General features: G+C 40.6%; 24 protein-coding genes. 16 read left to right on the top strand and 8 right to left on the bottom strand.

Annotation, left to right across the window (positions count from 1 at the left end; all coding sequences use genetic code 11):
* Nucleotides 1-3 precede the first annotated feature (3 nt).
* Genes rapZ through yjgA form a run of 3 tightly spaced genes read left to right on the top strand, consistent with a single transcriptional unit; the run spans nt 4 to nt 1657 of the window.
* A complete protein-coding gene (rapZ, locus tag FTT92_RS06980; RefSeq protein WP_078189595.1) occupies nt 4-855 on the top strand; it encodes an RNase adapter RapZ in 852 nt (283 codons plus the stop codon).
* Nucleotides 852-1121, top strand: a complete 270-nt coding sequence (locus tag FTT92_RS06975) for an HPr family phosphocarrier protein (protein WP_067763492.1) — start codon at nt 852-854, stop codon at nt 1119-1121. Before rapZ ends, FTT92_RS06975 begins: the two co-directional genes overlap by 4 nt.
* Before the next feature lie 2 nt (nt 1122-1123).
* Nucleotides 1124-1657 (top strand): ribosome biogenesis factor YjgA, encoded by a 534-nt coding sequence (gene yjgA, locus FTT92_RS06970; RefSeq protein ID WP_078189593.1) that lies wholly within the window; start codon nt 1124-1126, stop codon nt 1655-1657.
* 175 nt (nt 1658-1832) lie between these two features.
* On the opposite strand, the gene FTT92_RS06965 is transcribed toward yjgA, so the two are convergent.
* Nucleotides 1833-3473 carry an acyl-CoA synthetase gene (locus FTT92_RS06965; protein WP_111884733.1) on the bottom strand — a complete coding sequence of 547 codons (1641 nt, stop codon included), beginning with the start codon at nt 3471-3473 and terminating at the stop codon, nt 1833-1835.
* Between the two features lie 533 nt (nt 3474-4006).
* Between FTT92_RS06965 and FTT92_RS06960 the strand changes: the two genes are divergently transcribed.
* Both FTT92_RS06960 and FTT92_RS06955 read left to right on the top strand, forming a co-directional pair.
* Complete coding sequence (locus tag FTT92_RS06960; protein WP_180171814.1) at nt 4007-5287, top strand: D-arabinono-1,4-lactone oxidase; 1281 nt, start codon at nt 4007-4009, stop codon at nt 5285-5287.
* Nucleotides 5288-5344: 57 nt separating this feature from the next.
* The gene (locus FTT92_RS06955) at nt 5345-6496 is read left to right on the top strand and encodes an alanine racemase (protein ID WP_180171734.1); all 1152 of its coding nucleotides are present in this window, start codon (nt 5345-5347) and stop codon (nt 6494-6496) included.
* Nucleotides 6497-6558: 62 nt separating this feature from the next.
* Here the strand turns inward: FTT92_RS06955 and FTT92_RS06950 are convergent, their stop codons facing one another.
* Nucleotides 6559-8178 carry a glutamate synthase-related protein gene (locus FTT92_RS06950; RefSeq protein ID WP_180171733.1) on the bottom strand — a complete coding sequence of 540 codons (1620 nt, stop codon included), beginning with the start codon at nt 8176-8178 and terminating at the stop codon, nt 6559-6561.
* A gap of 319 nt (nt 8179-8497) precedes the next feature.
* Here FTT92_RS06950 and thrS point away from each other — a divergent pair, with 319 nt between their 5' ends.
* Nucleotides 8498-10420 carry a threonine--tRNA ligase gene (gene thrS, locus FTT92_RS06945; RefSeq protein ID WP_078189589.1) on the top strand — a complete coding sequence of 641 codons (1923 nt, stop codon included), beginning with the start codon at nt 8498-8500 and terminating at the stop codon, nt 10418-10420.
* A gap of 5 nt (nt 10421-10425) precedes the next feature.
* Nucleotides 10426-10974, top strand: a complete 549-nt coding sequence (gene infC / locus FTT92_RS06940) for a translation initiation factor IF-3 (protein WP_180026032.1) — start codon at nt 10426-10428, stop codon at nt 10972-10974.
* A 709-nt stretch (nt 10975-11683) separates the two neighbouring features.
* Here infC and FTT92_RS06935 read toward each other — a convergent pair.
* Nucleotides 11684-12145, bottom strand: a complete 462-nt coding sequence (locus FTT92_RS06935) for an Hsp20 family protein (RefSeq protein WP_180171732.1) — start codon at nt 12143-12145, stop codon at nt 11684-11686.
* A 315-nt stretch (nt 12146-12460) separates the two neighbouring features.
* Between FTT92_RS06935 and FTT92_RS06930 the strand changes: the two genes are divergently transcribed.
* Nucleotides 12461-13078, top strand: a complete 618-nt coding sequence (locus FTT92_RS06930; protein WP_078192641.1) for a glutathione S-transferase N-terminal domain-containing protein — start codon at nt 12461-12463, stop codon at nt 13076-13078.
* A gap of 29 nt (nt 13079-13107) precedes the next feature.
* On the opposite strand, the gene FTT92_RS06925 is transcribed toward FTT92_RS06930, so the two are convergent.
* Nucleotides 13108-13491 carry an energy transducer TonB gene (locus tag FTT92_RS06925; protein WP_180171731.1) on the bottom strand — a complete coding sequence of 128 codons (384 nt, stop codon included), beginning with the start codon at nt 13489-13491 and terminating at the stop codon, nt 13108-13110.
* Nucleotides 13492-13701: 210 nt separating this feature from the next.
* On the opposite strand from FTT92_RS06925, the gene FTT92_RS06920 reads away from it, so the two are divergent.
* Nucleotides 13702-13986, top strand: a complete 285-nt coding sequence (locus FTT92_RS06920; RefSeq protein ID WP_078192639.1) for a hypothetical protein — start codon at nt 13702-13704, stop codon at nt 13984-13986.
* A gap of 12 nt (nt 13987-13998) precedes the next feature.
* The gene (locus FTT92_RS06915; protein WP_180171730.1) at nt 13999-14427 is read left to right on the top strand and encodes a YqaA family protein; all 429 of its coding nucleotides are present in this window, start codon (nt 13999-14001) and stop codon (nt 14425-14427) included.
* A 58-nt stretch (nt 14428-14485) separates the two neighbouring features.
* On the opposite strand, the gene FTT92_RS06910 is transcribed toward FTT92_RS06915, so the two are convergent.
* Both FTT92_RS06910 and FTT92_RS06905 read right to left on the bottom strand, forming a co-directional pair.
* Complete coding sequence (locus FTT92_RS06910) at nt 14486-15220, bottom strand: energy transducer TonB (protein WP_180005031.1); 735 nt, start codon at nt 15218-15220, stop codon at nt 14486-14488.
* 104 nt (nt 15221-15324) lie between these two features.
* A complete protein-coding gene (locus FTT92_RS06905) occupies nt 15325-16578 on the bottom strand; it encodes an MFS transporter (protein ID WP_180171813.1) in 1254 nt (417 codons plus the stop codon).
* A gap of 223 nt (nt 16579-16801) precedes the next feature.
* Here FTT92_RS06905 and rpmI point away from each other — a divergent pair, with 223 nt between their 5' ends.
* Nucleotides 16802-16996 carry a 50S ribosomal protein L35 gene (rpmI, locus tag FTT92_RS06900; RefSeq protein WP_065994397.1) on the top strand — a complete coding sequence of 65 codons (195 nt, stop codon included), beginning with the start codon at nt 16802-16804 and terminating at the stop codon, nt 16994-16996.
* A gap of 11 nt (nt 16997-17007) precedes the next feature.
* A complete protein-coding gene (rplT, locus tag FTT92_RS06895) occupies nt 17008-17367 on the top strand; it encodes a 50S ribosomal protein L20 (protein ID WP_004647525.1) in 360 nt (119 codons plus the stop codon).
* Nucleotides 17368-17435: 68 nt separating this feature from the next.
* Here the strand turns inward: rplT and FTT92_RS06890 are convergent, their stop codons facing one another.
* The gene (locus FTT92_RS06890; protein ID WP_180171729.1) at nt 17436-18587 is read right to left on the bottom strand and encodes a hypothetical protein; all 1152 of its coding nucleotides are present in this window, start codon (nt 18585-18587) and stop codon (nt 17436-17438) included.
* A 98-nt stretch (nt 18588-18685) separates the two neighbouring features.
* On the opposite strand from FTT92_RS06890, the gene FTT92_RS06885 reads away from it, so the two are divergent.
* From FTT92_RS06885 to FTT92_RS06875, 3 genes are all read left to right on the top strand, one after another.
* Nucleotides 18686-19039: a hypothetical protein gene (locus FTT92_RS06885; protein ID WP_373684100.1), complete on the top strand. Its 354-nt coding sequence runs from the start codon at nt 18686-18688 to the stop codon at nt 19037-19039.
* A 70-nt stretch (nt 19040-19109) separates the two neighbouring features.
* Nucleotides 19110-19661, top strand: coding sequence for an adenylate kinase (locus tag FTT92_RS06880; protein ID WP_180171812.1), 552 nt, complete (start codon nt 19110-19112; stop codon nt 19659-19661).
* Between the two features lie 110 nt (nt 19662-19771).
* Nucleotides 19772-19984: a hypothetical protein gene (locus tag FTT92_RS06875; protein WP_180171728.1), complete on the top strand. Its 213-nt coding sequence runs from the start codon at nt 19772-19774 to the stop codon at nt 19982-19984.
* Between the two features lie 84 nt (nt 19985-20068).
* Here FTT92_RS06875 and FTT92_RS06870 read toward each other — a convergent pair whose 3' ends face one another.
* Complete coding sequence (locus tag FTT92_RS06870) at nt 20069-21097, bottom strand: hypothetical protein (RefSeq protein WP_180171727.1); 1029 nt, start codon at nt 21095-21097, stop codon at nt 20069-20071.
* Nucleotides 21098-21256: 159 nt separating this feature from the next.
* Between FTT92_RS06870 and pheS the strand changes: the two genes are divergently transcribed.
* Nucleotides 21257-22237, top strand: coding sequence for a phenylalanine--tRNA ligase subunit alpha (pheS, locus tag FTT92_RS06865; protein ID WP_180024390.1), 981 nt, complete (start codon nt 21257-21259; stop codon nt 22235-22237).
* Nucleotides 22238-22337: the final 100 nt, after the last annotated feature.

Raw genomic sequence — 22337 nt, 5'->3', positions numbered from 1 at the left:
GCGATGAAACGCATTTTAATTGTTACAGGACAATCTGGATCTGGAAAGTCATCTGCATTACAGATACTTGAGGATTTGGGCTATTACTGTATCGATAATTTGCCATTGGCCTTACTCCCCGAAATTGTTGAAAAACTCGATTCAGAAAATAATCTTGAACAATTGGCACTGGGTGTGGATGTCCGCAGTACACGTGCAGATTTACAAGAGTTCGATTTGGTTTTTCAACAGCTACAACGCCATGGCTCAGTCGATATTATTTATTTGACCACGCGTGATCAGGAATTGATTGCGCGATTCAGTTCATCTCGACGTCCCCATCCGTTGGCAAGTCGTTTCAAAAGTTTAAATGAGTGCATACAGGAAGAAAAATCTTTACTGTTGCCGATTCAATTACGCTCGACAGTACATATTGATACTACAGATAAGAGCGTACATGATTTAAAACATACCTTGCTGTCTAAACTTGGACAGGCAGATAATTTAATTTTGATCTTACAGTCTTTTGGCTATAAGCATGGTATTCCACTCGATGCAGATTATGTTTTTGACGTCCGTCATTTGCCCAATCCACACTGGGATATGGAATTGCGTAAGTATTCAGGATTGGATGAGCCAGTTCGTCAGTTTTTACAACAAAGTGAACAAACCAATGAAATGTTCCAAGATATTTATAATTTCTTGGATAAATGGCTGCCGGCATTTGCCGAAGGGCATCGTCATTACATGACGGTGTCGATCGGTTGTACAGGTGGGCAACACCGTTCGGTATATATCGTAGATAGACTAAAAAAAGCACTTGAGGCAAAATGGTCTATTCAGGTTCTACATAGAGAAATGAAGCACTGGTCATGATCGACACAACTGTTGACGTAATTAATAAACTGGGTTTACATGCGCGTGCATCTGGCAAGCTAATCGAAGTCACGACCAAATTTCGCTCGTCGATTCAAATTGGTAAGGGTGGAAAATTAGTAGATGCCAAAAATATTATGTCTTTGCTGATGCTTGGCGCAGGCAAGGGCACAACTTTACGCTTGGTGATTGAAGGTGCAGATGAAGAAAAAGCTTTATCTGAAATTCAAGCACTGTTTGCGGCAAAATTTTACGAGGCAGATTAAACGTGGCACGTCGACCGAACCGCTATACCGAAGAAGACTTTGAATCCTTAGAAGGACGTGCAAGTAAAACTGAGCAAAAGAAAGCTGTACAACGTATGGCTGCTTTGGGCGAGGAACTTGCAAAACTGAATCCTAAACAGATTAAAAATCTTCCTGTTGAAGAGCGTCTGATCGAAGCACTACTAGATGCACAAACAATTACTTCACATGAAGCGCGACGCCGTCAGTTTCAACGTGTAGGTAAACTACTGCGTAATGAAGATGAAACCATGATTTTATCTTACTTAACCCCGCAGCAAGGTGCGAAAAAAACAGCGCAGCTTCAACGCTGGACTGAACGTATGATTGCCCAAGGTGATCCCGTCATTAAAGAGTTCATGAAAGCACATAATGCTGCTGAACATCATCCTATTCGTCAGCATATTTTGCGTATTCAACGTGATATAGCAAAAAATGTAAGCGAAGAAGAACTGACTGCGTCAAAGTTGAAATTGTTTAACTACATTCAACAAGTGGCTTTATTATCTGATAACTAATGCATGATTAGATAGCCAAGTACTTAGATAGCTAAATGATCAGAGAATTCAACATGATCTGATCATTGAAGCAAAACGTGAAGTTATAGACTTCACATCAAAAAAGCGACCTGATTAGGTCGCTTTTTTTGCTTAAATGATTGAAAAAATCATGCTTGGCTTTTGAGTTTTAACATTAACCAAATTCACCAACAGCGCGCTCTTTAGCCCATTCACGGAGAACGAACTTCTGAAGTTTACCTGTCGAGGTTTTTGGAATTTCGGTAATCACTACATCTTTAGGTACTTTGAAACGTGCAAGGTGCTGCTTACAGAATTCGATCAGTTCTTCAGGCGTTGCTTCTTTACCTGCTTTTAATTCAATAAAGGCACAAGGCACTTCTTGCCAACGAGGGTCAGGTTTTGCAACCACTGCAGCGGTCAGTACAGCAGGGTGTTGATATAGAATTTCTTCTACTTCGAGCGATGAAATGTTTTCACCCCCTGAAATGATCACATCTTTAGAGCGGTCAGTAATTTTGGCATAACCGTCAGGTTGGCAGACGGCTAAGTCGCCGGTATGGAACCAGCCACCGGCAAAGGCTTCAGCCGTTGCTTCTGGGTTTTTCAAATAGCCTTTCATTACGATGTTGCCACGGAACATGATTTCACCCATGGTCTGGCCATCATGCGGAACAGGTAACATGGTTTCAGGATCAATGACTTTCATGCCATCTTGAAGCGGGTATGGCACACCTTGGCGAGAATGCAACTGTGCTTGTTCTTGAATGGAAAGATCAGACCAACCAGCTTGCGATGCGCAAAGTGCTGATGGACCATAGGTTTCAGTCAAACCGTAAACATGTGTGACATTGATACCAATATTACGCATCCCTTCAATAATCGCAGCAGGTGGCGCTGCACCAGCAACCATCACTTCAACGCGATGGTCAAATTGCGCTTTTTTCTCTTCAGGCGTATTGATCATCATTGAAAGTACGATTGGCGCACCGCAGAAATAATCTACTTTGTGCTCTGCGATCAGTTTGAAAATCAGTTCAGGGTCGATTTTACGTAGACAAATATTGGTTCCGCCATTGGCTGCCATCGTCCATGCAAAGCACCAGCCATTACAGTGGAATAGAGGAAGCGTCCACAGATACGTTGCACGTGGCGTCATGCCGCAAGCAATGATGTTACTCGCTGCATTGATATATGCGCCGCGGTGATGATACACCACGCCTTTTGGATTCCCTGTGGTACCCGAGGTATAGCTTAAGCTAATTGCATCCCATTCATCTTGAGGTAAGTGCCACTCAAAGTTGGCATCGCCTTGCGCCAACCAGTCTTCAAATTCAATTTGTCCAATCGGTTGTGCTGTGCCTTCAAATTCAGCATCTGCAACATCAATGACATAAATGTCTTGATCGATCAAAGCCAAAGCTTCGGTGGCAACTTGAGCAAATTCAGGGTCAACCAACAGGACTTTGGTTTCTGCATGTTCCAGCATGAAGGCAATGGTTTTCGCATCAAGGCGTGTATTTAGCGTATTTAGTACAGCACCCGCCATCGGTACGGCAAAGTGTGCTTCAACCATAGCCGGAACGTTCGGTAATAACACAGACACGGTATCGTTTTTGCCAATGCCTAATTGTTGCAACTGATGTGCAAATTGACGACAACGATTATACGTTTGGCGCCATGAAATATGACGATTGCCGTGGATAATGGCATCCTGATCAGGATAAATATAGGCTGCACGCTCTAAATAACGTAGAGGCGAAAGTGCCACAAAATTTGCCGGGGTCCGTGGCAATTCATCGTATGCGCTAACCATCGTGGTACTCCAAGTCCATGTCTATTTGTTTTAAATCTGACTTAACAATAATTCAGTCCGTAGCTTCTCTGCATTTATGCTTTAGTCGAGTATTTACACTAAATTTTTAAGTGATTGAAATTTAACATAATAAAAACAATAAGGTGACGAAAATGAACCCCGTGGTTCTCAAAATTGATTTTTTAGCATAAATAATTTAGTTGAAAAATATACAGGGTTTGTTGGTTTTTTATACTAATTTAGCAGATATTTCCGTGTGATCTTTTTTATTGATTCGGTTTGAATGATGCTTAACGAATAATGTAGAGCGCCTTGAATAGTCTTTGTGGCTATATAGATGAATTATTTTCTCTTTAATTGATCGTGGCTTATTTGCGGTTTTATAACAATAAACTTAAATTTGAGAAGATACAGAACTTCGTATAATCTAAGTAAAAAATCAAGATGGCTTGTGCATTAACATTGCAAAAGCGGAAATCAAAAATAAAACAATACGGCTAAATACAATAAAAAGTATGGCGACAAGGATGAATATGACAATTCAACACGACATTGCATGGGAAAATTGGTCAGGTGCTCAGAAGTCGATCCCGAAGTCATTTATACAACCGCAAAATCTTGAGCAATTAATGGATGTGGTGCAATCCCATCCTAAGATTCGTATGGTCGGTGCAGGGCACTCATTTAGCCCTTTGGCAAAAACCACAGATACCTTAGTACGTTTAGATCATCTCAAAGGCATTCTAGATATCGATGCTGAACGCTGCCAAAGTACCGTCCAAGCTGGCACACGATTATTTGATTTGGGTGAGAAGCTCGCGTCTTTTGATCAGGCACTGATTAATCAAGGAGATATTGATCGTCAAAGTTTGGCTGGAGCTATTGCAACAGGGACGCATGGTACCGGACTCGAATTACCATGTTTATCGGCATTGGTTACGAGGTTTGAATTATTAACCGCGCAGGGTGAATTACTACAATGCAGTGCTGAACAGAACAGCGAAATTTTCCAAGCAGGGCGTGTTTCACTCGGGAGTTTAGGCGCGCTGACGCATGTAAAGCTGCAAAATCGGCCGATGTATAAACTCAAAGAACAGACGCGATTATGTCCGTTGAAAGATGTCATGCAGAATATGCAGCAATGGCAATATGAACATCGACATATTGAGTTCTGGGCATTTAGTCATGCCGATCAGGTTATTTTAAAAACCTTAGATGAGACGGAAGATAACCTTCAACCGCGGAAAGAACAGTGGTTAGATGACGACGTTTTACTCAAATTTTGTGCAGAATTGACGCGATTCTTTCCACCACTGAATCCATGGCTACAAAATTTATTGGGTGTTTTTGTCAAACCTTCGATCAGCGTAGACTGGTCAAGTCGAATTTTTCCTTCTGCTCGAAATACCAAATTTAATGAGATGGAATACCAGATTCCGCTGCAACACGGGATGAATTGTTTAGAAGAAATTTTGCATACCCTTCGACGACATAAGGTTCCGATGTTTTTTCCGCTAGAATATCGACTTGTACGTGGAGATGATATTTGGCTCAGTCCGTTTTATCAGCAAGATTCGGCCTCAATTTCGGTGCATCAGTTCTATAAGCAAGATTATCAAGTCATCTTTAAGCTCGTGGAGACGATTTTTTTAAAATATGGCGGGCGTCCGCATTGGGGTAAATTGCATAGCCTAAATGCGCGGCAGCTTCAAAATGTGTACCCAAAGTGGCAGGATTTTTTAAAGATTCGACAAGAATTAGATCCGAAGCAAAAGTGGCTCAGTCCAGAGCTACAGCAAATACTGATTGAATAAGCATCGTGGAACGTTAAACGTTGAAGACCAATTGAACGATATGAAAAAGGGGATGGCATGGATGCATATTTTCAACAGTTGAATACGCTGTTAAAGCTAAAAGGCACTGGGATGCCCCAGTTAATCGTGGATGTTGATGCATTAAATCACAACTTGGTGGTCACTCAGCAGCAAATGCCAGAGCGTCTGCATCCGCGCTTGGTGGTGAAATCCTTGGCCTGCATGGCTCTGCTTCAACACTGTGCTACACAGCTCAAGACACAGCGTTTCATGCTATTTCATTTTGCACATCTAAAAACACTTTTCGAATCGATTCCGCAAGCCGATGTGTTGTTTGGAAAACCGATGCCGATTCAGGCCTTAAACCATGCAGACAAGGCATTTTTGCAGGCAACGCAATCGCAAGTGCAATGGCTGATTGATAGTGAACAGCGTTTAGCCCAATACCTCAAATTTGCTGAGCAGCATCAACTGTGTCTACGCATCAATATTGAAATCGATGTGGGGCTACACCGTGGAGGCCTGAAAACGATCAATGAGCTAAAGGCTGTTTTGGATGTAATCGTTCAACATCCCCAACATTTAAAATTTTCAGGATTGATGGGCTATGACGCACATGTGGCGAAGATTCCACGGCTGATCCAATCTGCTGAACAGACTTATCAACAGTCCCAGCAAAGTTATCAACAATTCAAAGCTTATGTACAACAGCGCTACCCAACCTTATGTGATGAATACACCTGTTGGAATGGTGGTGGTAGTCCTAGTTTTAGTTTTCATTGTCAGCAGAGTGTCTGTAACGAAGTCTCGTTTGGCTCGATGTTATTAAAACCTGCAGATTTTGAACTGAAAAATTTACAAGCTTTCCAAAGTGCCTTGTGGATCGCCACGCCTGTGTTAAAAGTGTTGCCGCGGACTGAATTACCACAGTTAGAATGGCTCAGTCGTTGGGCAAAATATCAGGCTGTATTTATTTATGGAGGCTATTGGCGAGGGGACTATGTTTATCCTCAAGGCAGTCAGCCCCATGCGTTATATGGTCGCAGTAGTAATCAGGAGCTTGTGCAAATTCCACAGACAAGCAGCATAGATGTAGATGATTATATTTTTTTACGCCCTACCCAGAGTGAAATGATCATCCCTCAATTTGCACAGCTTTGGTTGTACCAAGCTGATCAATTCATGGCCTTTGAGACCTTCAGAGAATAAAAAGAGCCCGTATGGACTCTTTTTAGGTTCAATTGTTTTGAAAAAAGCTCATGATTTGAAGCTTACTCAAATCCACTGTAGTGAATACCCGTGAGGTTCGACATTTCTTTTTTCCATGTGGTCAGGTCATCTTTGCAGAATTGATTCAGATGATGATGTCCGCAGGCACGAGCCATGACTTGCATCAGTTCAACGGATGCATTTAGAAAATTCGCCAGTTGTTGTGCCGATTTGTCTATTTCTAAACGACGACGTAAATGATCTTGTTGTGTGGCAATGCCGACAGAACAATCATTGGTCTGACAGGCACGCATAGCTAAACAGCCAATGGCTTGCATGGCAGAGTTTGAAATCGCGATGGCATCTGCACCTAAAGCGAGTGCCTTAATAAAGTCAGCGGGTACACGAAGTCCACCTGTGATCACTAAACTAATATCTGACCGTCCTAAACGGTCTAAATGACGACGTGCTCGTGCAAGTGCAGGAATGGTCGGTACAGAGATATTGTCACGGAATAAGGTGGGGGCTGCACCTGTTCCACCGCCACGACCATCTAAAATAATATAGTCCACACCGATGCTGAGTGCTGCGTCAATATCACGTTCAATATGCTGTGCGGAGAGTTTATAGCCGATCGGGATGCCGCCGGTTTCTGCTCGGACATATTCTGCAAATTCACGATATTGTGAAAGATGCGTCCAGTCGGGGAAAGTTGCAGGAGAAATGGCTGCGGTGCCTTCTGGTAATTTGCGCACTTCTGCAATTTTTCCAACCACTTTATGGCCGGGCAGATGTCCTCCCGTACCTGTTTTTGCAGCTTGACCGCCTTTAAAATGAAAGGCCTGACACTGTTTAACTTTTTCAATGTCATAGCCAAAACGGCCCGAAGCCAATTCATAAAAATAGCGTGAGTTGGCGGCTTGTTCCTCAGCAAGCATTCCGCCTTCACCTGAGCAAATCCCTGTACCCGCAATTTCAGCACCTGTTGCAAGGGCAACTTTGGCTTCTTGAGATAACGCACCAAAACTCATATCTGACACAAACAGGGGAATTTTGAGTTTTAAGGGTTTTTTAGCATTTGGGCCAATCACTACTTCGGTTGCTACGGGTGCATCATCTAATAATGGAATTTTCCACAGTTGTGCGGTGATCAGTTGAATGTCCTCCCATTTCGGGAGTTGATTGAAAGGCACGCCCATCGCCGCTGTCGGACCATGATGTCCAAATTTACTTAAGCCATTTCGTGCGAGTTCCAAGATCAATTTATTATGTGGTTCTTCTGGTGCGGGCGCGGAGTCAGCATATAGGCCTTGGTATTGATCACGCTTATATTGTTGAGGATTTCTTTTCTCCCACGCTTGAATTTCTTCAAGATCGACGTACACCTGATCGCCTTCCACCCATGCTTTAAACTTTTGCAAATTTTTATTCAGATAACGTGGGTTGATACCAGTTTTATAAATATAGTGCGAGCCATGCAGCCCACAGACGATTTTATCCCCTTGAATATGGGCATCAGCCATGAGGGCGCCGCGATGCTGACAGCGACCATACATGACCACGACTTTTTCTACATCATCATCTTCGAGCCGTAAGACCACAAGATCGACATTGGCTGCAAGGGCATAAGCGGGTTGTAGCGGTTTTAAACTAGACCAAGATATAAGTGAATGTGCTTGCATGATACCTGCCTACATAAAGATTTCAGTGGGTATAGGTGTTCGAAATTCGGAATAATTTTATGAATTAGAACGTGATTATTATGTTGACAGCATAAAGCGTATTTCGGCTGAAATCTGCTTGAATTATCAGGAGTCTTGTAAAAGGCAGCAGAAAAATCAACTTCCATGGGATTAGAGGTTTATTAAAGTTGGCAGGGCGTGTAAAATCTAGGTCGAATTTTATTTATCCACCGTTTTTATCTTTTGAGGGTCTCCCTCGATCATAATCTCGCGGTGACATGCTCCATTGTACGGGGCATCACTCCTTAAGGATTTTTATATGCCAATTATCACTTTGCCAAATGGCGATCAAAAAGAATTTGATCATGCCGTGTCTGTGATGGAAGTTGCTCAAAGCATCGGTCCTGGTCTAGCAAAAAATACAGTTGCGGGTCGTGTAAACGATCGTTTAGTTGATGCGTCTGATTTAATTACAGAAGATGCTAGCCTACAAATTATCACGCCTAAAGATGAAGATGGTATTCACATCATTCGTCACTCTTGTGCGCACTTGGTGGGTCATGCAGTTAAGCAATTGTTCCCAGAAGCAAAGATGGTCATTGGTCCTGTCATTGAAGAAGGTTTCTACTATGACATCTGGATGCCACGTCCATTTACTTTAGACGACATGGCTGCAATCGAAGAGCGCATGAAAAAGCTCATCGACCAAGACTATGATGTCATCAAAAAAATGACTCCACGTGATGAAGTGATCAAAGAGTTCACTGCACGCGGCGAAGAATACAAACTGCGTCTGATCGAAGACATGCCTGAAGAAACTGAAATGGGCTTGTATTACCATCAAGACTACTTGGATATGTGTCGTGGTCCGCACGTTCCAAATACTAAATTCTTAAAATCGTTCAAGTTGACTAAAATCTCTGGTGCTTACTGGCGCGGTGATGCGAAAAACGAACAGCTGCAACGTATTTACGGTACAGCTTGGGCTGACAAAAAACAGTTAGCTGCCTACATTAAACGTATTGAAGAAGCTGAAAAACGCGATCACCGTAAAATTGGTAAAGCGTTAGACTTGTTCCATATGCAAGAAGAAGCACCAGGTATGGTGTTCTGGCATCCGAACGGCTGGACTATTTATCAAGTGCTTGAACAATACATGCGTAAAGTTCAACAAGCTAATGGTTACCAAGAAATTCGTACACCGCAAGTGGTTGATTTCACGCTTTGGGAAAAATCAGGGCACGCAGCTAACTATGCTGAAAACATGTTTACGACTCACTCAGAGAACCGTAATTATGCAGTAAAACCAATGAACTGCCCATGTCACGTGCAAGTCTTCAACCAAGGTTTAAAATCTTACCGTGACCTGCCAATCCGTTTAGCTGAGTTTGGTTCATGTCACCGTAACGAACCATCGGGTTCATTACACGGCATTATGCGTGTACGTGGCTTTACACAAGATGATGCGCATATCTTCTGTACGAAAGAACAAATCGGTACTGAAGTTGCGGACTTTATTAAACTGACATTAGATGTTTATAAAGACTTCGGCTTTGAAGAAGTACAAATGAAGTTGTCGACACGTCCAGAAAAACGTGTGGGTGATGACAAACTTTGGGACATGGCAGAAAAATCTTTAGCAGATGCTTTAGATGCTGCAGGCCTAGAGTGGGAACTTCAACCGGGTGAAGGTGCATTCTACGGTCCGAAAATTGAATTTTCATTGAAAGACTGCTTAGGTCGTGTATGGCAGTGCGGTACAATTCAATGTGACTTTAACTTACCAGAACGTTTAGATGCGTCTTATGTGACTGAAGATAACGACCGTGATCAGCCTGTAATGTTGCACCGTGCAATTCTTGGCAGTTTCGAGCGTTTTATTGGTATACTTATTGAACACTATGCTGGTTTCATGCCACCTTGGTTGTCTCCAATTCAAGCATGTGTGATGAACATTACTGATTCACAAGCTGAAGCATGTGAGTCAGTCGTCGCTAAACTTAAAGAAAGCGGTATCCGCGCGATTTCAGACTTGAGAAATGAGAAAATCGGCTTTAAGATTCGTGAACGTACTTTAGAGCGTATTCCTTACTTATTGGTTCTTGGGGACCGTGAAGTTGAGGAAGGTACTGTAAACGTCCGTACTCGCTCTGGAAAAAATTTGGGTACTATGTCAATTGATGCATTCGTTGACCTAGTAAAAGCAGCCGTAGCCGAACGCGGCCGGTACATTGTGGAGTAAAAGCGATTAAACAGCCTGACCGTAATCAACAGGGCGGAAAATCAAACCGTCCTGCCTTGAATGATGAAATTCGTGCAAAAGAAGTCCGTCTAGTAGACGAAAATGGCGAGCAAAAAGGGATTGTATCTCTTGCTGACGCTTTGCGTGCTGCAGAAGCAGTAGATCTTGACCTTGTTGAGATTGTTGCTAATGCTGAGCCACCAGTCTGCAAAATCATGGATTTCAACAAGCATTTGTTTGATCTAAAACAAAAGCAAAAAGAAGCGAAGAAAAAACAACATCAAGTACAGGTGAAAGAAATCAAGCTACGCCCTGGTACTGATGTTGGTGACTACAACGTTAAACTACGTGCCATTATCAAGTTCCTTGAAGAAGGCAATAAGGTAAAAATCACGCTTCGTTTCCGTGGTCGTGAGATGGCTCACCAACAACTTGGTTTGGCTCAATTACAAAAAATTGAAGCTGACGTAGTTGAATACGGTGTTGTTGAACAAACCCCGAAAATGGAAGGCCGTCAAATGGGTATGCTACTTGGTCCTAAAAAGAAAAAGTAAGTATCCATAAAAAAAGCACTGCATTTGCAGTGCTTTTTTTTGCCTATATTTTGGTTTTTTAATCTCAATGATGTTCAAGGGCACCAATAATTTTTGCTGCGTATTGATTGGAAAATAGAGCAAAATTCATGAATGCGAACTTATGTCTGAGGGTATTAAGTAAGTTTCTTTAAGAAAGACAAATTTGATTATATTTTAATTGATATTCAATCGTTGTTTCGATTCAGACGTTTTGAAATGCTTTAATTTAGTTTTAATGTAGGTATAAAGTGAGCAAAGCTTTTTATTGAGCTAACTATGTGAGATCTATTTACATAAAACAGGCCGTGAAATAGGGGTTTTCAGTACCCTCCAATAGATTTTCATCTTGGTAATATTAGGTCGTATATTCCATGTCATAAAAGCAATCAGAACAAAGTACATTTCATATAAATAGATAGTAATACAGAGTAGGATTATTTTTTGCAAGATACGCCAAAATTTAAAAAGAGTAGATGAACAGCTTGTAAGCCAGACCCACCAAGGATTCATTAAAAACACCTATGGGTAAGATTAAGTTGAGAATAGATAAAAAACGAAACATATAAATTGGAATCGAGACACTATATTTTTGAGATGGGATGATTTTTTATTCTTGTTTGTCATGTTTTGAATCTAACTAATTTTCTTAATATAAAAAAGACCCCGAAGGGTCTTTTTTTATGAGGGTTTACTCAGCGCTATTTTCTTGTACAGGACTTTCTAACAATGCCTTTTTGCCAATTGGAATTTGGCGTGGTAGTTTTTCTTCAGGAATAATACGCTGTAAGTCCACTGTCAATAAACCATTTTCATATAGGGCTTGTTGCACTTCTATATGTTCATCTAAGCGTAAAGACAGTTTAAATGTACGACGCGCAATGCCTTTATGCAGGAATTCCACAGTTGTATCTTGCGCTTCAGTTGGTTTACCTGAAATGCTTAGCACTTGATTTTCTAAGTTTAGCGAAAGTTCATCTTCTGTAAAACCTGCGGTTGCCACCACAATGCGATAGCTATTTTCAGCCGTTTTTTCAATATTGTATGGCGGGTAATTTGGTGTGTCGCTTTGCATGGCATAATCAAATAAATCGTTGAAACGATCAAAACCAATGCTACGACGGAAAAGTGGGTTAAGATTTAAACTACTCATAATTAGAACTCTCTTTAATAAGCAAAGTTGTAACAATAAGAAATGTTCAGTGATGCTTGGCATCCACTGTTCACTAACAAGATCGTTTGATCCTTGTACATGTATCAATATCGGTCTGTGCTGATTTTTTTCAAGGGATTTTTATAAAAAAATTATATTTTTTGAATTTTTGTACCTTAAGTGATTTTAAAAGAAAAGTGATAATTCACATTTTAACGTTACTTTTCAGAAAAACTGACAAGCTTTCACTGGATTAAACATGTTATACATAAAGCAAAATGAGATTGCCTTACTGAAAATTAAAAAGGAATATAGATGATTGATCTCTACTATTGGGGTACACCCAATGGACATAAAATTACCATCGCTTTAGAAGAAATGGGTTTGGAATACCAAATTTTTCCGATTAATATCTTGGAAAATGATCAATTTCAGCCAGACTTTTTGAGAATTTCTCCGAACAATAAAATCCCTGCAATCGTGGATCAAAATGGCCCACGAGGAGAGTCAATTTCAGTTTTTGAGTCTGGTGCGATTCTGCAATATCTTGGACGTAAAACAGGTTTGTTTTATCCAGAAGATGAGTTTGAGCGCGTTGAAGTTGAACAATGGTTGATGTGGCAAATGGGTGGTTTTGGGCCCATGTTAGGACAAAATCATCATTTTAGTCGTTTTGCACCTGAACGTATTCCGTATGCAACTGAACGTTATGTAAATGAATCTAAACGCTTATATAAAGTTTTGAACCATCAGTTGATTGGTCAAAAATTTGTGGCTGGAGAGTATTCGATTGCAGATATGGCTATTCTGCCTTGGGCACTGCGTCATGAATGGCAGCAAATTCAGTTGGAAGATTATCCATACGTGAAAGATTATATCGATCGACTGACGGCCCGTCCAGCGGTACAAAAAGCCTTAGCAATACAGGTTTAAAAAAAGAGCATGGAAACATGCTCTTTTTTTTATGAAATGAATAGAAGCTTTTTCCACCAAGGTCTTTGGTTTTCTTTCAGGGTCTTGAGTGAGAAGGGCTGTAAGGCAACAAAGGGGGAGGCTACACCATTTTCGATATAAGGTTTGAACTTGGCACGTAAAAGTGACTGCTCAACCCGCTTATCAATGTGTGTAAGTCCAGAGCTTTTGATTAATTCAGCTTTTTGAACTTCGCCGGTGGCTAAAACATACAATTTAAAACTAAGGTCACGATTTTGATTGCCCAGGTCGTCATTGTTGAAGTTAAAGAAAGGTCGCTTTTGCCAAATCATTTGATCTTGTGTAATCACGTGTTGTTTGGCAACTTCAGAAGGACTTTGTGCATATAAAGCGGTCAAAATTTGTAATAACACGATAAAACTTAAGCAAAGAATTTTTTTCATAAAGTGAGTTAAAATTATTCAATATTTGCGTGGCAGATTAGAAGTCTCATGTATAAAAGTAAAGTTCGGAAAGACTCACCTTAAGATCTTAGATAGGACGGAAGAAAATTCTAACGCTGTGTTAGAATGCGGCGCTGCCGAAAGAACGCGTTGTTGACGGCTTAGTTGGACGATTTTGCGATGAAAGACTTTTTCTTAAATTTTACCCGTATTGTTGAAAATAACCCAAGAATCTATTGGAGTATTATTTTTGGTATTGCAGGCTGCTTAGTGCTATTTGTCGCTGAAATTGTGCATGTTCAAAATATTCTTGCAGATTTACATACCAAAGATCAAAACTTGATGCGAGCTGCGATTGAACCGATTTCTTCACAATATAAATGGTCGAGAATCGTTGTAATTGTTGCAGCAGTGCTTTGGTCAAATTTTGAATATTTGAAGTCGAAGAAAAAATTAGGTCTCTAAGCATTCTTTTCGATGTGGTCGTTTTTAGTTTTATTCTTCGCGGCATTTGGGGCTGCGACCTTACTTCCTTTACAGTCCGAAGCCGTATTGCTCGGATTGTTGAGCTATGGTCAACATAATCCATGGCTGCTGATTGTGGTGGCCAGTATCGGAAATATCCTCGGTTCTTGTGTGAATTGGTGGCTCGGTTTAAAAGTAGAACATTATAAAAATAAAACATGGTTTCCCGTGTCAGAGCCAAAAATGCAGCAGGCACAGGGCATTTATCACAAATATGGCTATTGGTCTTTGCTACTGAGTTGGCTGCCGATGATTGGAGACCCAATTACGTTAATTGCGGGTTTAATGAAAGAAAACTTCTGGCGCTTTGTGTTCATGGTGACCGTAGCGAAAACCGGGCGTTATCTCTGTATTTATCTTATATTTTTAGGTTTTTTCTGAAATAAAAAAACAGGGTATTGAAAGATTCAATCCCTGTTTGAAATGTTGAATCTATTATTTATTTACAGCCATTCACTTTAAATTGAATTTCATCTTTAAAGTTCGACTTTTTGTAGATCCAAAGGGTGCTCGCAGTACGTTTAACCGAGATCTGACTATTTCTCAATGCTTCAACGACTTTCTGATCGAGTGCATAAATGCCAGAGCCTTGCTTGATCTTCACCTTTTTTACTTGTCCGTGTTTATCCACTTTAAAGTTAAATTTGACTTTACGATCGTGCTGTTTCAATTCATGAGTAGTGAGATCTAATTTTGGTTGAGATACATATTGGAATGGCGTTTTCTTATCTGCACTTTGTGCATTCCAAACTTTTGAATCAAAGTTGAAATCACATTCAGGCGTATTGCCTTTAACTCTCAAATTAAACGCTTGATAGCCAATAATGGCTTTGGCTTCACCATTTTCTAAATGTGGTTTGACTTTAGCTTTTTTGACAGCAGAAATTAAGATTCGGTCGAGTTGATCGACACCTGTACTTTCTTCAACACTTGCATCGGTAATTGTACCTTTTGCATTCGCTGTGACACGAATAATGGCTGCGCGATCACGTTGCTTGAGGTCTTCATTGGCATATACTGGTTTTGGGAAAACCGACCAATTTAAACGCGTGGTTAAATGCGCAGGAGCAACTTCAATATTCTGTGCCGGAAGTTGATGGGTTTTGGTTGAAGCACTAAACGCTGTAGAAAATGGAGCGCAGGCCAAAAGGGTTAAGCACAGATATTGTTTCATAAGTCTATTCTAAGATCACAAAGTGAGTGATGAATGCGTCGATATTGCTGCGCAGTATTTCCTGTATTGGAAATACTGGCAAGGTTTAAATGGAAAATATGCCATTATTTTTTTGACTGATGGGTAATGTCGATCCCAAACAAGTCACGGGTTTTTGCCCAACTGATTGCAACTACAGCCATGGTCATACAGCCACCAAAGATTGTCGCCATGATCGTGCCCATATATTTTGCAGCCAATCCAGATTCAAAAGCTCCAAGTTCATTACTGCTAGAAACAAACATGCCATTCACCGCGGCAACACGCCCACGCATATTTTCCGGCGGATAGAGCTGTAAAATAGTTTGGCGAACCACCACAGAGATGCTGTCACATGCACCAGTCATTGCCAGTGCAAAGAGTGATAACCAAAGATTGCTTGAAAATGCGAATAAAATGGTAAATATACCAAAACCCGCTACAGCCAATAACATATTACGCCATGCATGATGAGTTGGAGGGAATTTGGTCAATGCAATCATGGTGATCAGGGCGCCAATGGATGGTGCTGCCCGTAAGTAGCCTAAACCTTCAGGCCCCACTTTTAAAATATCTTCGGCAAAAATCGGTAAGAGGGCAATCACGCCACCAAAAAGCACAGAAACTAAATCGAGTGAAATCGCCCAAAGGACAATTTTGGTCTTCCAGATAAATCGAAAACCTTCACTTAAACTATCTTTTAAATTGTCAGATTCAATTTTAGGGAAACTGCGTTTATTGAGTAGGTTAATGAGAACGAAGCAAACCGTCAGTAGCGCCGCAACACTGAGTAAACTGGTTTCACGGCCTAAAAATGCCAACATAAAACCGCCAAGCATTGGCCCAATAATCACACCACTTTGCCAACCAATCGTTGTCCATGTTGCACCATTGGCATAGAGCTCCCGCGGGATTAAAAAAGGTTTAAGCGACGTTGCCGAGGGATTATAGAAACCACGGATCGTTCCAAGCCCAAAAATGACCGCATAAATACCCCAAGACAGTTGGGTGACATCAATTTGGCCGAGACCATATTGGTGAAATAACCCCCAAAGAATCAGTGGCATCGGTACAGAAAAAAACAGACAAATTTTCATAATGGTCTGTTTATTGAAACGATCTGCAAAGTATCCTCCCCACAAAGAGAGAGCAATAAATGGAATTGCTTCGGCCAAACCAATTAAGCCCAGTGTTAGCGGGTCTTTAGTGATTTGATACAGTGAGTAAGCAACAATAATTTCTTGAATCAAAATGGCTAAGGTCAGACAAAATTGATTAAGCGTAACAATCGAGAAATCCCGATAACGTAGGGCTGCAAAAGCATCCTGTGCAGGTTTCATAATGGACATTAATAGTTGGCGTGCCGACATTATATAAGCCTTATTGGGCATCGCTTATAAAATCATCGGAAAATCTATATCAGAAAATTAATTAAGTTCGATATTCGGTAGAAAGATTCGCTTTTGTTTTGAGCAAAGATGCTTTAGAATACTCGCTCCCTTACCTGCAGGGCGTCTTTGCAATGGTGCAGACGTGCCGAACAGGTGTTCAAAAGAGGTTCTTATGCCTAAGATGAAAACTCGCCGTGGTGCAGCTAAACGCTTCAAGCCAACTGCAAACGGTTTTAAACGTCACCAAGCGTTCAAACGACACATTTTGACCAAAAAATCTGCTAAGCGTATCCGTCAATTACGCGGCTGTGTAATGGTTCACGTAAGTGACGTTGCTTCAGTTCGCCGTATGTGCCCATACATCTAAGGAGATTATAAATGGCTCGTGTTAAACGTGGTGTACAGGCTCATCGCCGTCATAAAAAAATTCTTGCTCGTGCTAAAGGTTACTACGGCGCTCGTTCACGCGTATATCGCGTAGCGTTCCAAGCAGTAATCAAAGCAGGTCAATATGCTTACCGTGACCGTCGTCAAAAGAAACGTCAATTCCGTGCTCTATGGATTGCGCGTATCAATGCTGGTGCTCGTCAAAATGGTTTGTCGTACAGCCGTATGATCGCTGGCTTGAAAAAAGCTCAAGTGATTATCGACCGTCGCGTACTTGCTGACATCGCTATGCATGACGCAGTTGCGTTTGCTGCTTTAGCTTCTAAAGCTAAAGATGCATTAGCTGCATAAGTCTTTATGACTTAAAAAAAAGACCGCTTTTAGCGGTCTTTTTTTATGGACGAAGTTGATTAGACATCTTATTTTTTCGACCATATGGCTAAAAACACAATGATGCCAATTGTGATTGCGGCAAATTTTATAAACTCAAATTGTTTAAAAAGTAAATAAAAGCCATAAAGTAAAGCGAATAGCATGGCAAAAATTAAAACTAAAGAAAAAAATACAACCCATGGTTTTTCAGGCTCTTTATCTGTTGAAGTGTTGGTGGCGGAAAGAGCTTGATCAGATGTTGACTTGAAATAATTAACTTTGGGGTATTTTTTCTGTAGTTTTTTGAGTAAAGCTTTCTCTTCATCATTGACTAAATTTTCGCGGTTGAAATGATTGGCTGTATAGCACGTGACATCTACATGGTGTTCTGACAGTTTGTACTCATAATCCAATAGTTGTGCATATTCTTCGGTTGTAAATAAATGGATCGGTGAGCTTTCGTTTTTTATATGTTTTAAATTTTGGATAGCAGCTTCGATTGAATTGAGCATTTCAAGCAGACTTAATCCAACTTGAGGTGAAGCTTGAGGATTCTCCAAAAGAGGGAGTGAGTCATCCAGAAGGCCATAATAATACAAATTATGGATTAGTTTAAATTGAGGCTGAATGTGGGTAGAAAACGGATGTTCAAATAAATCCAGTTGAATGCTATTTACTAAACTGCTCCAACTCGATTTTTTATCAAAGCAAAAGCATTCGTTCCGCTGTTGTTGATTGAGCTCAATTAATGTAAACAGTCCGAATGCGTCATGAAATTGTGTGGAACTTGCACCCCAAAACTCCCGAGGATCACCAATAGGGCTGATATCTAAAATTTTCGTTTCAGATTGGATTTGAACCAGTGCAAAGGCTTGATTTAAATTGTTGTGGAAAACAGCAAGAGGGTAGTTGGTTTTTACAAACTCAAAATGAGGATGTTGATTAAGTTTTGCATGCTCAAAAAGAAGATCAAATGGATAAAGTGAGCATGTTCTAATCCGCTTTTCAGCCATATACATGATCAAATGATCAACTGAGTCATGTAGTAATGCATTGGTTTTGAAATCGCGAATCAAGAAAATGTCGCAAGCTTGGCCGCACCATGGGTGCAAAATCTCGTCATAGTAAATTTTCTGGTTAAAAAAGCGTTGAGCGTTATATTGCAAACCAAGAATAAATTGCTCGTAATGATCTATCATAATGAAGCATTTTTTTATTTTTCAATTGTAAGCTATCTTAGCTTTAATTTGATTTAAAAGGTAACTGCTTGATGCGCAAATAGTATCACTTCCGCCGAGTGGGTGATGATACGTATATTTGGGATGTACATCGTTTAGTAAAACTCAGTCAAAATTTTAAGATTCAGCAAATCCCTGTAAATGACATTCAAGAGTTGAACGAAGCTTATTGGTTTCCAAAATCTGCACCGACCACACAGCAAATTATTGAATATCTGCAATTGGTAAATGCTGCGGACTTAAGTTATCCCATTATTTTATGTGCCAGTGGTCGAGTGATGGATGGTATGCATCGAGTCGCAAAAGCATGCATTGCTAATCAGTCAGATATATTAGCCGTTCAATTTGAACAAACCCCAAAGCCTGACTTTATCAATATCGATGCAGATCTTTTGGATTATCGTGAAGAATAAAAGTTAACCTACAGATCCAATGCTGTTATCTTGAAGTAGATTCACCAGACTCAAGTAGATCATCATGACAATGAAAAGAATAAACGTAGTCGGTACATCGGCCACTGGAAAATCAACCTTTTCCAGAGCTTTGTCGGACAAATTAGGACTAAATTATATAGAACTGGATAATCTATTTTGGCTAGATGATTGGCAGGAGTGTCCTGACGAAATCTTTTTTGCACGTATCGAAGCTGAAATTGCCAAAGCGAAAAATGGTTATGTTATTGATGGCAACTATACTCGAACGATTCCTGTTAAATGGTCTGAAATAGATACGGTGATATGGTTAGACCTTCCGTTTCCAGTCAATTTATACCGCTCTGTAAGGCGCGCATTTTCTCGGGCTAAGTCCAAACAAGATCTTTGGCCAGATTCAAATAATCAGGAAAGTTTGTGGCGGATGTTTGGTCGAGATTCCATTGTCTGGTGGATGATTAAGACCCATAAAAAGAATCGTGAAAAATATCTACAGATGATGAATGCACCTGAATATCAACATATTCAATGGATTCGTTTAAAGTCTGCAAATGCAGTTGATGCATTTTTAGAACAATTGGACTCTTATGTTTTTGATGTTTAAGTTTTGATGTTTTATCAATAAAAAGTGCAGTTAAGTTACAGAAATAATCTTTATACCGCGCTTTGCGACATGCCTAATGTATGGATAGAAAAGAACAAAAGGAAAATAAAATGTTGGCTGAAATAGTTGGTATGGGTCAAGGTAGCATTACTGTAGAGCTCGAAATGATTCCCCGCAAAGGTGAGGCGGTCAAAATCATGTATGGTGCAGACGCAGAGCTTGAGGAGGAAGTAGTCTCGGTCAGTCATTATATTAATCAACATGCCGATCAGCATCGCGTTCGATTAGAAATTCGTCCATTTAATTATTTAACGACCTCATAATTTTGAAATCTTTCATACAGAAGTATGTTTATAAAAAAGCCCTTCTATGAGAAGGGCTTTTTAGTGTTGATGATATTTATACAGTTAAAGTCCGAAGTAATAAGCCAATAAGCAAATCACTACCGTAATAATAACTAAGGTAATCACTCCTCCTGCACCGGGTTTATGAGGCGAGTTAGCTGGGTGTGCATGCTGAGGATTTGATTTTCTTTGCTCAGTTTTAAATCCATCGAGAGGAGAGCTTTCGACTACAGGAGTTAAATGTGCAGTTTTATAGTGATTGGCGACTTTAACAATAAATTTTGCCGTTAAATCTTCAGTTTTTTGAGCAAAATGGCGCAAATTTAACTGTTCTTCAGGTGTATAGATGCTGCCATCTGCGTGATAGGGATGTTGAATTTTAGACTGAATATGGCGGTTTAATGCATCTAAGCGATGTAAGCTATCATGTGCGAAATCCGCTTGTGCATCCGTTGGCAAGAGTGCAAGTTTTGTAGATTCATTCGATTCGCTGCTTAGATCAGGCTGCGTACCATAATAAGGTGTGCCTAACACCTCCGGCTCAATAAAACCTTCCGCCGGTTTTTGCAAAAATAATTCTGCTTCAGTGAAGTTATGAATATCATCCCATTTGGGTAACTGCATATCTGCTTCGATGCGTTTAATGAGTTTATGGTTCAGCTCATAGCGCCAAAAAGTTTCGCGACGTATTTGTAGTTGTTGGGATACAGGTGCTTCATAGTCATTTTCTGCGTTATACCACTCGGCAAGTTCTTTACCAAAAATCCATGCCTGCTTTTTATTTTGTTCGTGGCTCACAATAAAATGGGCAAAGGGAAGAAGTTCAACGTTAGCATTCGGATTTTGTTCATCATTTAGCAAGCTAGAGCTATGTAAACTTAAGCGTTGTACCCCGTGTTTTTTTAAGCCTTCTAGCCAAATTTGGAAATGTTGAGCCAATAAATGCTGTGATAGCAAATCACGAAAATGGAAACTGTGCTGATCAAAAATGTGGTGATTCAACCAACGTTGAAAACTCAAACCTTGGTTGAGAAATTCATTGCCATAAGTGACGAGTGTGAGCTGTTGTTTCCAGATTGGATCGAGTGCCATAAAGATTGGATCCCATTGATATTGTGTTTATCTTATACTTTTTTTAAAACTTGATGCTAATGCAATTTTAACTTGTGAATGCGCTTCATCATAACGGCTAAAAACTGTTAGAATAAGGGGTTTATATTATTTTTTTAAATTGTTGCTTTGAGAGTTACTATGTCACTGGAAGCCCTGACCACTGAAGCGCTCGCTGCGATTGCAGCAGCAGAGGACCTTGCTACACTCGACCAAGTGCGAGTGCAATTTACAGGGAAGAAAAGCCAGCTCGCGGAACAATCGAAGTCGCTCGGTAAAATGGACCCAGAAGAACGTAAAGTTTTTGGTGCTCAAATTCATGCCGTTCGTGAATCGATTACTGGCGCACTGACTGCTCGTCAAGCTGAATTACAAAAAGCTGCATTAGAACAAAAGCTTGCTAGCGAAACGATTGATATTACTTTACCCGGCCGTGGTCAAACGGTGGGTAGTATTCACCCTGTGACCCAAGTTCAAGAACGTATTTGCCAATTTTTTACCAAAGCTGGCTTTACTGTTGCGACTGGTCCAGAAGTTGAAGATGATTATCACAACTTTGAAGCATTGAACATTCCGGGTCATCACCCTGCACGTGCGATGCACGACACTTTCTATTTTGATGCGAATCATTTACTTCGTACGCATACCTCAGGCGTGCAAATTCGTACCATGGAAACTCAGCAGCCACCAATCCGTATTGTGTGTCCTGGTCGTGTATATCGCTGTGACTCGGACCAAACGCATTCTCCAATGTTCCATCAAATCGAAGGTTTGTATGTGGCTGAAAACACTAGCTTTGCAGAGCTTAAAGGTTTGTTGGTGAACTTGTTAAATGAATTCTTTGAAAAAGATTTGAAAGTGCGTTTCCGTCCATCTTATTTCCCATTTACAGAGCCAAGTGCGGAAGTGGATATCATGGATGAACGTGGTAAATGGTTGGAAGTTTTGGGTTGCGGTATGGTGCATCCAAACGTTTTACAAGCCGCTGGCATTGACCCAGAAAAATACAAAGGCTTTGCCTTCGGTTTAGGTGTAGAGCGTTTTGCAATGTTGCGTTATGGCATTAATGACCTGCGTATGTTCTACCAAAATGATGTGCGTTTCTTACGCCAATTTGCTTAAACAGTTTTATACCTCTCCCTAACCTCTCCTGAAAGGAGAGGGGTTGTCCATCATGACTTAGGGTTCGTCTTCTTTCTCTAAAGGGGCGCTAGAGGGGATT

It is taken from the genome of Acinetobacter sp. YH12023 (assembly GCF_013420135.1).
In the GTDB taxonomy this organism is placed as follows: Bacteria; Pseudomonadota; Gammaproteobacteria; order Pseudomonadales; family Moraxellaceae; genus Acinetobacter; species Acinetobacter amyesii.
Note: the sequence above shows the minus strand (reverse complement) of the source record. Positions and strands in the feature narration are given on the sequence as shown.

Bases quoted from the DNA above. Each gene is read 5' to 3' on its own strand.
- rapZ (WP_078189595.1), top strand. From the start codon at position 4: ATGAAACGCATTTTAATTGTTACAGGACAATCTGGATCTGGAAAGTCA.
- FTT92_RS06975 (WP_067763492.1), top strand. From the start codon at position 852: ATGATCGACACAACTGTTGACGTAATTAATAAACTGGGTTTACATGCG.
- FTT92_RS06965 (WP_111884733.1), bottom strand. From the start codon at position 3,473: ATGGTTAGCGCATACGATGAATTGCCACGGACCCCGGCAAATTTTGTG.
- FTT92_RS06960 (WP_180171814.1), top strand. From the start codon at position 4,007: ATGACAATTCAACACGACATTGCATGGGAAAATTGGTCAGGTGCTCAG.
- FTT92_RS06955 (WP_180171734.1), top strand. From the start codon at position 5,345: ATGGATGCATATTTTCAACAGTTGAATACGCTGTTAAAGCTAAAAGGC.
- FTT92_RS06950 (WP_180171733.1), bottom strand. From the start codon at position 8,178: ATGCAAGCACATTCACTTATATCTTGGTCTAGTTTAAAACCGCTACAA.
- thrS (WP_078189589.1), top strand. From the start codon at position 8,498: ATGCCAATTATCACTTTGCCAAATGGCGATCAAAAAGAATTTGATCAT.
- FTT92_RS06935 (WP_180171732.1), bottom strand. From the start codon at position 12,145: ATGAGTAGTTTAAATCTTAACCCACTTTTCCGTCGTAGCATTGGTTTT.
- FTT92_RS06930 (WP_078192641.1), top strand. From the start codon at position 12,461: ATGATTGATCTCTACTATTGGGGTACACCCAATGGACATAAAATTACC.
- FTT92_RS06920 (WP_078192639.1), top strand. From the start codon at position 13,702: ATGAAAGACTTTTTCTTAAATTTTACCCGTATTGTTGAAAATAACCCA.
- FTT92_RS06915 (WP_180171730.1), top strand. From the start codon at position 13,999: ATGTGGTCGTTTTTAGTTTTATTCTTCGCGGCATTTGGGGCTGCGACC.
- FTT92_RS06910 (WP_180005031.1), bottom strand. From the start codon at position 15,220: ATGAAACAATATCTGTGCTTAACCCTTTTGGCCTGCGCTCCATTTTCT.
- FTT92_RS06905 (WP_180171813.1), bottom strand. From the start codon at position 16,578: ATGAAACCTGCACAGGATGCTTTTGCAGCCCTACGTTATCGGGATTTC.
- rpmI (WP_065994397.1), top strand. From the start codon at position 16,802: ATGCCTAAGATGAAAACTCGCCGTGGTGCAGCTAAACGCTTCAAGCCA.
- rplT (WP_004647525.1), top strand. From the start codon at position 17,008: ATGGCTCGTGTTAAACGTGGTGTACAGGCTCATCGCCGTCATAAAAAA.
- FTT92_RS06890 (WP_180171729.1), bottom strand. From the start codon at position 18,587: ATGATAGATCATTACGAGCAATTTATTCTTGGTTTGCAATATAACGCT.
- FTT92_RS06880 (WP_180171812.1), top strand. From the start codon at position 19,110: ATGAAAAGAATAAACGTAGTCGGTACATCGGCCACTGGAAAATCAACC.
- FTT92_RS06875 (WP_180171728.1), top strand. From the start codon at position 19,772: ATGTTGGCTGAAATAGTTGGTATGGGTCAAGGTAGCATTACTGTAGAG.
- FTT92_RS06870 (WP_180171727.1), bottom strand. From the start codon at position 21,097: ATGGCACTCGATCCAATCTGGAAACAACAGCTCACACTCGTCACTTAT.
- pheS (WP_180024390.1), top strand. From the start codon at position 21,257: ATGTCACTGGAAGCCCTGACCACTGAAGCGCTCGCTGCGATTGCAGCA.